The organism is uncultured Campylobacter sp. (genome assembly GCF_937997405.1).
Taxonomy (GTDB): domain Bacteria; phylum Campylobacterota; class Campylobacteria; order Campylobacterales; family Campylobacteraceae; genus Campylobacter_B.
In genome coordinates this window covers 38,161-48,479 of sequence record NZ_CALKTL010000026.1, presented here as the reverse complement: position 1 = coordinate 48,479, position 10,319 = coordinate 38,161, and the positions used below count along the sequence as shown (strand labels likewise).

9 protein-coding genes are annotated in these 10,319 nt (G+C 42.4%); 4 read left to right on the top strand and 5 right to left on the bottom strand.

The features are described from left to right. Positions 1-151: 151 nt before the first annotated feature. The gene (gene glmU / locus Q0372_RS01360) at positions 152-1,471 is read right to left on the bottom strand and encodes a bifunctional UDP-N-acetylglucosamine diphosphorylase/glucosamine-1-phosphate N-acetyltransferase GlmU (protein ID WP_298101610.1); all 1,320 of its coding nucleotides are present in this window, start codon (positions 1,469-1,471) and stop codon (positions 152-154) included. 335 nt (positions 1,472-1,806) lie between these two features. Here glmU and Q0372_RS01355 point away from each other — a divergent pair, with 335 nt between their 5' ends. Together Q0372_RS01355 and Q0372_RS01350 are read left to right on the top strand one after the other, a co-directional pair. Then, on the top strand, positions 1,807-2,325 hold the full coding sequence (locus Q0372_RS01355; protein WP_297883357.1) for a DNA-deoxyinosine glycosylase: 519 nt from the start codon (positions 1,807-1,809) through the stop codon (positions 2,323-2,325). Between the two features lie 163 nt (positions 2,326-2,488). Continuing rightward, a complete protein-coding gene (locus tag Q0372_RS01350; protein WP_298101606.1) occupies positions 2,489-3,700 on the top strand; it encodes a toxin-antitoxin system YwqK family antitoxin in 1,212 nt (403 codons plus the stop codon). 1,437 nt (positions 3,701-5,137) lie between these two features. Here the strand turns inward: Q0372_RS01350 and Q0372_RS01345 are convergent. From Q0372_RS01345 to Q0372_RS01330, 4 genes are read right to left on the bottom strand one after another with little or no spacing between them, the layout of a single operon-like run. Beyond that, entirely contained in the window at positions 5,138-5,869 is a 732-nt protein-coding gene (locus tag Q0372_RS01345; protein ID WP_297883355.1) for a superoxide dismutase, read from the bottom strand. Further along, the gene (locus tag Q0372_RS01340; RefSeq protein ID WP_005870938.1) at positions 5,869-6,042 is read right to left on the bottom strand and encodes a hypothetical protein; all 174 of its coding nucleotides are present in this window, start codon (positions 6,040-6,042) and stop codon (positions 5,869-5,871) included. The genes Q0372_RS01345 and Q0372_RS01340 overlap by 1 nt, the downstream gene beginning before the upstream one ends. Continuing rightward, positions 6,035-8,149, bottom strand: coding sequence for a mechanosensitive ion channel family protein (locus Q0372_RS01335; RefSeq protein ID WP_298053864.1), 2,115 nt, complete (start codon positions 8,147-8,149; stop codon positions 6,035-6,037). Before Q0372_RS01335 ends, Q0372_RS01340 begins: the two co-directional genes overlap by 8 nt. Beyond that, on the bottom strand, positions 8,115-8,783 hold the full coding sequence (locus tag Q0372_RS01330) for a carbonic anhydrase (protein WP_297882777.1): 669 nt from the start codon (positions 8,781-8,783) through the stop codon (positions 8,115-8,117). The genes Q0372_RS01335 and Q0372_RS01330 overlap by 35 nt, the downstream gene beginning before the upstream one ends. A 130-nt stretch (positions 8,784-8,913) precedes the next feature. Between Q0372_RS01330 and Q0372_RS01325 the strand changes: the two genes are divergently transcribed. Together Q0372_RS01325 and secG are read left to right on the top strand one after the other, a co-directional pair. Then, positions 8,914-9,609: a Bax inhibitor-1/YccA family protein gene (locus tag Q0372_RS01325; RefSeq protein ID WP_298101601.1), complete on the top strand. Its 696-nt coding sequence runs from the start codon at positions 8,914-8,916 to the stop codon at positions 9,607-9,609. Positions 9,610-9,704: 95 nt separating this feature from the next. Beyond that, on the top strand, positions 9,705-10,226 hold the full coding sequence (secG, locus tag Q0372_RS01320) for a preprotein translocase subunit SecG (protein WP_298101596.1): 522 nt from the start codon (positions 9,705-9,707) through the stop codon (positions 10,224-10,226). Positions 10,227-10,319 lie beyond the last annotated feature (93 nt).

Here is a 10,319-nt window from a genome sequence, read left to right as displayed (position 1 = left end):
CTTGGTTAATGTTATCATTTCATTTCCCTTTCTCTCTATATTTTGAATTTTTATTAAAATATTTTTATTTTCCATTAAGTTATAAGGTATTAAATTTACATAATAAATGTTTTATAACATTTTCTGATTTTTTGACATTTTTCAAAATGTTTTACTTATTTTTTTCTTTATTTACCTGTTTTGCCCTTCCAAATGCAAGTGCTTCATTAGGAATATTCTTTGTAATAACAGAACCTGCGGCAGTTAGCACTTTGTCTCCGATTTCTACAGGTGCTACAATTATTGAATTGCTTCCAATAAAGGCATTTTTACCAATTTTTGTCTTATGTTTATTTTTTCCATCATAGTTACAAGTAATCGTTCCTGCACCAACATTTGTATCTTCACCAATTTCAGCATCTCCAATATAAGTTAAATGTCCTGTTTTCACACCTTTTTCAAGCGTAGCATTCTTTATTTCTACAAAGTTTCCTACATGTACAGTTTCTTTCAAATATGCTTTTGGACGTAAATGTGCAAATGGTCCGACAGTTACACCTTCTTCAAGAGTAGACTGTTCCACAACAGAAGCCTCTATTTTTACATTATCAGCAATTACGGAATTTTCAATTCTAGTATTTCCTAAAATTTCACAATTTTTTCCAATTTTTGTATTTCCTTGAATTGTAACATTTGGATAAATAACTGTATCCTGCCCAATTTCAACATTATCAGGGTCAATTAGAATAACTCCGCTATCCATAAGCTCAATATTTTTTCTGTTTCGTAAAATTTTATCCGCCTGTGCTAATTGAACTTTTGAATTTACTCCCAAAATTTCATCTTCATCTTCAATTTGAAAACTATCCACATTATAATTTTCATTTGTCAAGATTTTTATGGCATCTGTTAAATAATATTCACCTTTTGAATTGTTATTATCAATTTTTTCTATTGCGTAAAGCAAACTTTCATTTTTGAAAATATACACACCTGTATTAATTTCATCTATTTTTTTCTCTTTTTCATTTGCTTCTTTTTCTTCCACAATATTTGAAATTTTACCATTTTCCTTAACAATTCTTCCATATCCAAACGGATTTTTCACTTTACACGAAAGCACAATACAGTCAAGATTTTTTTCCTCAAACACTTTTTTTAATTCTTCCAATGTTTCTTCCTTTAATAAAGGTGTATCACCATAAGTGATAAGCACATCCTCACCATATTCCTGAATTTTATCCTTTGCAATTAAAACTGCATGCCCTGTACCAAGCTGTTCTTCCTGTGTAACATAGTCAACATTCCCCATTTCCGCTAGAACATCTTCCTTTTTATGTCCAAGAATAAAAATATTTTTATCATTCCCGATATTTTCTAGCACATTAACTACCCTTTTAATCATTGTAACACCATTTACTTTGTGTAGAACTTTAGATTGTTCAGATTTCATTCGAGTTCCTTTTCCAGCTGCCAAAATTAACGAAATCATTATTCCTCCTTCAAAATAATAAATTAACAATAAATATTTTTTATCTTTAATAATTCAATAAATTATGAACAAATCTGTCCAAATTTTTAAGATTAAACTTAGAATTACTTTACATCATAATTATATCAATTTTTTGTAATTTATTCAAATGATATGAAAATTTTTTATTTTAGAATATTTAACTTAAAAAGTTTGGTTCAACTTTTTGTAGCAGTAATTTGTTATATACAAAATATGAATATCTGAATAATTTATATTCAAAATTTCAACAAACTGTAAATTTTTATCTAATATTTTTAAGAATTAAAATATTATAGATATTTAAATGCATAAAAATGAATAAAACCCAAACCCATCCTTTTAAGCCGATTTTCGATCAAAATTCTAAAATTTTAATCCTCGGCTCCTTTCCCTCCGTAGTTTCTCGCGAGCTGGGCTTTTACTACGCAAATCCGCAAAATCGCTTCTGGCGGGTGCTGGCGCAAATTTTAAACGCGCCGCCGCCTGCGAGCATGGACGAAAAGATAAAATTCCTGCTCGCCCGCGGCATCGCCGTCTACGACGCGGCGATCTGCTGCGAAATCAAGGGCTCGAGCGACGCCAAAATGACCGCCGTCGTGCCTGCAAATTTAGAGCCGATCTTTAGCGGCGCACGCATCGTGCAGGTGTTCGCAAACGGCGGCAAAGCGCATGAAATCTGCGAAAAATACCTAAAAACTCAAATTTTAAACGCAACCGGCAAAGAGCCCGTCAAGCTACCCTCGACTAGCCCGGCAAACGCAAATTTTAGCTTTGAAAGGCTCGTGCGCGAGTGGGCAATCGTCGCGGAAATATTAAATCGCGCCGAAATTTAGCGCTCGGCTCCGTTAAACAGCGCGCGACAGGTTTACGGGCACGGCTTACGCTCCGCCCGCATCATAAACCAAGCCCGCAGCCCAAATTCCGTGAGGATTTATCTAAAATTTAGCTTCAAATTTTAAAATTCTTCAAATTTAACCGAGCCAAAGGAAGCAAAATATGAAAACCTGCAAAGCCGCGCAAAATTCGCTCAATTTGGGCTTAAATTTAATGCGAAATTTTAGCTTTTCAAGCGCATTAAAGTTCCTGCTTCTGCTTCCGTTTTTGGCGCTAGGCGCGCAAGCTCTGGAGCCAAAAATCGTAATGCAACCCGAGCCGGTCCTGAAAAACGGCCTGTATTTCGTAGCGGACAAGCCCTATAGCGGGACGCTCAAGGTGCTGCATTATAGCGCCGAGGATCTCTACGACGTAAATTTTATGGGCGTTGTCTACCCCAGAGCAAAGCCGCTGCCGCCGACGCTTATCAGAGAGATCGACGTAAAGAACGGCACAGCGGTGCGCGAGCGCAATTACTTTGACGGCAGAGATAAGCCCTCAAACGAATATCCGCTAAAAAACGGCCTATACGACGGCGTCGCGAAGAGCTACTACGCGGACGGCGGCGAGCTGAGATCGCAGAGCGAATACAAAGCCGGCAAGCGCGAGGGTTTTTACAAGCTGTATTATCAGGGAAGCGGCAAGCTAAATCAGCAGGGCGCGTATAAAAATGATAGGCGCGAGGGCGTTTTCACCGACTACTACGAAAGCGGCGAAGTAAGCGCGCGCCATCCGTATAAGGACGGGCTGCGAAACGGCAAGGACGTGGATTATTATAAAAGCGGCAAAGTGCGCGGGGAGCGCAGCTATAAAGGGGGCAAGAGGCAAGGCACGGAAAAATGGTACTACGAAAGCGGCGCGCTAAAGCAGACGGGCGCATACAAGGATGACCGCAAACAGGGCGTTTGGAAGTGGTTTTACGAGGACGGTAAGACGCGTGTAATCGAAAATTTCAAAGACGGCGAGCGCGACGGCACCGTGCACGAATACTACAGGGGCGGCACACTACAGGGCGAATACGAGTTCAAGCGCGACAGCCAAACGGGCGAGGCGCGGCAATACTACGCAAGCGGTGCGCTTGCGGCGAAGGTAATGTTTAGAGACGGACGCAAACACGGGCTATACGAAACATATCACGAAAACGGCGCGCTCAAGGCTAGAGTGACGTTCAAGGATGGGCTCGAGACGGGCACGGCGAAGCACTACTACGCAGACGGCAAGCTCGAAGCCGAGGGCGAGTTTGAGCGCGGCAGGCTCGTGCGCGTCAAAAAATACGACGAAGCGGGCAAACTAATCAGCGATAAATCCGATAAAAACGGACTAGCGAGGGAGTAAAGCGGTCTAAATTTTAAAATTTTAAGTGAATTTGAAATTTTAAAAAGGTTTAAAATTTTGAGTAGACGCGGTTTTGCATTTTGTAGGCGCAATATTTTTGAGCGGAACGGTTTCGTGCCTTGAGCGAGCGCAATTGTAAATTTGATTAGGCGCAGCTCTACACTTTAAATAGACATGACTTCGCGTTTCGATTGATTTCTGCTTCACGTCTCTAACATTTGATTAAGACGCGGCTCCGCACTTTAAAGAGACGAGGCTTTGCGCTTCGAGTGAGCATGGCTTTATTTTTGAAGTGCAGCTTTAAATTTTAAGCGAGCGTGACCTTGAGCATCTGTTTTCGGCTATACATACCGCGCCGTCAAGTGCCGTCTTTAAATGATGCGGCTTTGTATTTGTATAGCGACGTGCTACGTTTAAACGAGTAAAATTCTACGCCGAGCGGCTTTACACGGCACGCGAATACGGCTGCTGCATTTGATGAGGTCTCGTGCAGCGCAACTTGCCGCGTGATTTGAGCCGATGCGGTTAAAATTTCACGCTGTATTTTGGCACACATAACGCGCAGGTACGCCCGACGTAGCATAGCTTGGTTTCGATGCGGCTTGTCTTTTTCGCGTAACGAGCAACTTTGGCGCGGTGCAAATTTTTAAAATTTAAAGCGAAATTTTAAGCCGAAACGACGCTAAAAATTTTAACTGCCAAAAAGTAAAATTTGACGATCAAATTTTGTTAAATTTAGCCCGCGGTTCGCAAGCCGCAATCCGTACTATTCAGGTCCAAATTTCAAATTTACCGCGACCTTGTCTTTGGCGCGGCAAATTTAATCTAGCTGATATTTTAAAATTTGCCGACCGCTTTACTAAACAAAATTTTACGAATAGGGCATGGGTGAACAAAGCAGGGAGGCAGAGAGTGCCTCTCTATATAATTACGGAAGCAAAGAATGCGCTGCTTATTTCGGTATGAAAATTTCATGGGCTTATTTGCAACTTTAAAATTTTGCGTGGTGTTCGCTCGTAGCGTTAAATTTCAATGCGCGGGTGGCAAAAATTTTAAGAAAGCAGAGTCAGATAGAGCTAAATTTCGTATAGGAGTCCGTGCAACGTGGTATTTACGCACAAGATATAAGCGCTGAAAAGGAGAAGCACTCGGAATTTGGCGCGTAACGAGCGGTGAACTATAGTCAAGCAAACTTCAAATTAAAAATCTTAAATTTTAATCCGTGGACGCCAAATGAGCTCAAGATCAAAATCCACGTAAATTTTATACGGCGAGATAGCAAGCCTAAGGTCTCGCGACGCCACGGGCGATACGATGCAGTATTCGCGAGGCAAAATATAGACGCCAAGAAGCGGAAGGCGCTTGAAATTTAGCGCGCGGCGGGCATAGAGAACCGAAAATCCGCAGCGCTAAAGTTTGCGCAGCAAAAACCCAAATCTACCCGCAACAGCCGCAATCGCAGCGCGAAGATGCGGCGGGGTGAAGCTCGCTGATGTAGAGCTTTACGGAGTCAAGTCCTTGCTTTTTCGCCTGGAAGTAGGCGTCGCTTGCGAAGCCGAAGTCGGCAAAATGCAAGAAGCTCTCCACGTAGAACTTGCGCGCATTTTGATGATCGGCATAATAGGCGTGCTCCCAAAGATCGCAGGCTAAAAGCGGAATTTTACCATGCACGATCGGCGTGTCCGCATTTTGCGTCGTGATGATTTCTAAATTTGCGCCGCGCTCGTCGCACGTGAGCCAGCACCAGCCGCTACCGAAAAGCCCCAGTGCGCGCTTTAAAAACTCGCTTTTAAAATTTTCCATCCCGCCGAAAGCCTGAGCTAAAGCGTCCGCGAGCTCGCCGCTAGGCTCGCTTGGCTGCGCGATACAGTCGAAGTAAAAATCGTGGTTGTAAATTTCAGAGGCGTTGTTAAAAATACGGCTAAAACCTAGGCAAATTTTATAAAGCTTTGAAATTTGCGAAAACTCGCACTCCTCGCCGTGCGCCTCCCTGAAAGACTGCGTAATGATCGTAAAAAGATCCGCGTTTTGTATCGGCGTGTCCGCTATATCTCGATTTAGGGTGGAGACGTAGTCCTCGCAAAGCCCGCCGTGGTGAAATTTTAAGCTTTGCAGGCTAGCGATTTTATTCGCGCGCGGATCAAAAGGCAATGCCCTGGATCTAAACACTAATAATCCTCGCTGTCCAAATCGCTATAATCGTTGAAACCATCGTCGTCTTCGTAGCTGTAATCGTCCTCGTCGTAGTTGTAGTTGTAACTCTCGTCGCCTCCGATTAGATCATCGTCCTCGTATTCGTCCTCATCGAACTCTTCGTCTTCGAAGTCATCGAAATCAGCCATTTTGCTCTCCTTTGTCGTTGGAATTTACTTTTGATTTTACGCATTCGCTTGCTATTTCCGGGATATTTTCGATATAAACGCTCTGCGATGGGAAGGCAAACGATAGTCCGTTTTGCTCCACGATCTCCATTATTTTAAATAAAACATCCTCTTTCGTTTGGATGAAATTTGCCCATATTACGGTTTTTGTGAAGCAGTAAACTAAAATATTAATGGACGAATCGCCAAAGCTATCTAGCGCCACGAACATGGTGCTTTTATAGCCCGCTAAATCGTCGATAGAAACCATGTTCTGTCTATAGCGCATACGAAAATCTTTAGAATTTAGCGCTGTATCGGCAGATTGAGCGATGCCTGGGTGAGATTTTAACATCTCTTTTATGTCGTTTACGCACTTTCGCAGTTGAGCCGTGCTCGCACCATATTCGACGCCCACGGTAAGCTTTAAATTCCGCCCTACCTTCCTGCGGCTCCAGTTTTTGATATTTTGCGCCATTATGTTGGAATTCGGCACAAAAACAAGAGCGTTGTCAAAGGTTCTGATCGTCGTCTTTCTGAAGCCTGTTTCTACGACGTTTCCTTCTATGTCTCCTAATACGACCCAATCACCTTGCGAGAACGAGTTATCAAACAATAGCATCACGGATGAGAAGAAATTCGCGATGATGTCCTTGGTCGCAAACGCGATCGCAAGTCCGCCGATTCCAAGAGATGCCATAAGCGCCGAGATGTCAAAGCCCAGACGCTTTAGCACTAAAAGTGCGGCGATGATGATTACGATGACGTATAGAATTTTAACAACCAGATTTATGATATCTTTTCTGACGCCTTTTTTCGTGATGTTTCCAAGCACAACAATACCGTAACCATCGATGATTTCGATGATGAGCCATGCCCAAAGTACCACGTAAACGATCGAGAATAAATTTGCAAATTTTATCGGCACAGGCGCCGGATAATAAAATATACTAAGACAGATATCAACTGAATAAGCGATCAGTAAAATACCCATCGGACGCTTGATGATGCCTACTACTTGCGTTTTTAGAGTTTCGCTATCCAGCGAAAAGCTTTTATTAAAGAATTTAAATACGAAATAGATGATGTTGGCAAGCAGCCTACGAAGCGAGTAGAAAAATAGTGTAATCAGCGTGATTAGAATGAGTTTGCCGAAATTTACGTGGCTGAGCTTAAACGGAATTTTATCGTTGATATAATCAATCACAGATTTAAAATTTAAGCTCGTAAAAACCACGCTGCTTGCGAGCAGATCGCTATTTCGCGACAGATACGTAAGCACCTCGTCGTAGGTCTGCTTGTCGTTTTTCAAATCGTTGATTTTAGACTCTAAGGCGTCTATCTGCTCTTGACTGCTTAGATTATTTTTCAAATCATTAAGTTTGCTAAAATCCCTAGTTTGGATATTTAGTAGCGTGCTACTTAGCTCGCTTTCAAGCGCACTTCTGCTTGCGCCGTTTACAAACATATCCTCAATTTTCATAAGCGAGGTATAAAAGATCTCTGCCATCTCCATTTTTTCCAAATCCGCGCTTGCATTTACGTATTCGGGAGAGCTCTGCTTTTTGGCGTATTTTTTGAGCGTAGTTTGGATGTTCTTTTTATTTTGCGCATACGACATTATGCTTTCGATATCCATATCCTGCTGCGTAATCGCGAAAGGCAGGCGATCAAAGAGCTTAGCTTTATTGCGGTCGATGGCGTCCAGTTCGTTTTTGCTCGCGTTGGCGTCGCCGCCGTTAAGCAGGGAGCTACGCTGCAAATTTAGCTTTTTAATCTCTTTGATTACAGAGATAAGCGTCTCTCCATTAGGAGCTTTTTTCTGCGAAGTCTCCGTTTTAGCGACCTTTTCTGCGATCATATTTATTACTTCGGTTTTATTGCCATCCTCCGCACCGAGGGATTTGGATAGAATTTTAGCGACTTCTTTTTTGATCTCGGTTTTGTTGTTTTCTAAAGTAAGATTTGCCTCTGGAGTAGAAGAATTCGTCTCTACAAAGCTTCCCTCACCGGTCGTGTTGAGGTCTGCAAACGCTAAAGCAGCGCTAAAAAGACTAATCGTTAAAAAGCTGATTATAGATTTTTTCATAATCCATTCCCTTATTTAATAGCGTAAAATGTGCGCCTTCGTCGTCGTAGTTGAATAGTTCGCCCGTTTCGATGACGTAGTGCCAGCCGTAAATTTTAATCTCGCCGTTTTTGTAGGCATATTTGATGCCAGGAAAGCTAAGTAAATTTTGCATGGAATTTATAATATTTAGTCGCTCGGTTATCCACTCACGCTTGTCGGTGCCGAGGTCTTTTAGCTTTTCGACCTCGTCTTTTACAGGCTGCATTAAATTTAGCCAGCGCCTTACGTTTGGAATTTTTTCGAGCTTTTTTGCGTCATAAAACAGCGCCGCGCAGCCACCGCAGTTGCTGTGCCCACAAACGATGATATTCTTGATATTTAGCGAATATAGTGCGTATTCAATCGCCGAAGTAGTTGCTAAAAATTCCTCGCTAATGCGGTATGGAGGAACGACGTTTGCGATATTTCGCACGACGAAAAGCTCGCCCGGAAGCGTCGAAGTAATTAGGCTCGGCACCACGCGCGAGTCAGAGCAGCCGATAAAAAGCGTGTGAGGTTTTTGATGATTTGCCAGACTTCCGAAAAGCTCGGCATGCTCGGCAAAATTTTCTTCCATAAATTTAATAGCTCCATTTATTAACTGGCTGGGCATACTTTCTCCTTAAAAAAGTCGGGAATTATATATTACTTTCATAAATAGATAGAATTCCGGAAATTTTTAATTATATATTTACCAAATTTTCGCTAAACTCCCCGCTCATAAATCAAAAGAAGGAGAAAATATGAGTCTATACGACAGACGAAATTACGCGGACGGCTATGAGCTATCGGACGCATCACTGGAACAAGGACGAATCTCTCAGACTATCAAACAAACCTATGCGCTTTTAACCGCTTCTATGATAGCTGCGGCGGCAGGGGCTTTTGTGGCGATGAGTTTCGGCGTGAGCTTGGCTCTTCATCCGATTTTATATCTGGTAGTTTTAATGGGGCTGATCTTCGGTATGCAAGCAGCCGTAAATCGCGGCGCCAACACGATCGCGCTGGTTTTGCTTTTTGCATTTACCTTTATTACCGGTCTTACTATAGGCAAACTGATCGCTATATATATCGCAGCGGGCGCAGGTAGCGTAGTGACGCAGGCTTTCGTAGCTACTGCGGTGACTTTCGGTGCGCTTACCGTTTATGCAATGAATACCAAAACCCGCTTCGATTCGTGGGGCAAGCCGCTATTCATATCGCTTATAGCCATTATCGGCCTAAGCCTTTTGAACTATTTCTTTTTCAGAAGCTCTATGCTTGATCTAGCGATTGCGGCGTTTTCGGCTTTAGTCTTTTCGATGTATATCATCTACGATACTAAAAATATCATAAACGGCACCTATGCCTCACCTATAATGGCCGCCGTGAGTATGTATCTAAACATCTACAACCTCTTCCTTGCGCTACTAAGAATTTTCGGCGCAAGCAGAGACTAAATTCTATGCACCGCTTCGTGCGGTGCACTCTTAACTTAAAATTTATAAATCTTTTATTATAATCGCGAATTCAATTTTTTCAAAAGGTTTTTATAGTGACTACGTTATTTTTGGTTTTGCAGGTCGTTTTTGCCGTCATCATCACCGTTTCGGTATTATTACAAAAAAGCTCATCCATAGGTCTCGGTGCATACAGCGGAAGCAACGAAAGCTTATTCGGAGCAAAGGGTCCGGCGGGATTTTTAGCTAAATTTACCGCCGCGATGGGAATTTTATTTGTGATAAATACGCTCGTGCTTGCATATTTCTATCAGCAAGACGCTAAATCTTCCGTAGTCGATCGCGTAAAGATCGAAGCAAATGCTACTAAATCCGTACCAAACGCTGTCCCTGGCGTGCCGTCTATCCCTACTTCTGGCATAAAGCCTAATTTCGCTCCTGCAAGCACTGAGTCAAATTCTATAATTAGCGGCGAGACCAATGCGACGGATACGAAAATCGAAGCGCCCGCAGCTCCTGCTACCGATACCGCCGCAGCTAGCGCGCCTGCTCGGTCGCAAGCATCAAGTGATACCAATGCCAGCGCCGCTTCCGCAGATCAAAACACAACCAAATAAACTCTAAATTTTAAAATTTAAAAGCGCAAAATCCGCGCTTTTAAATGCTATTCTTATTTTTTTAACGCTATAATTCCGCAAATTTTATTTAAA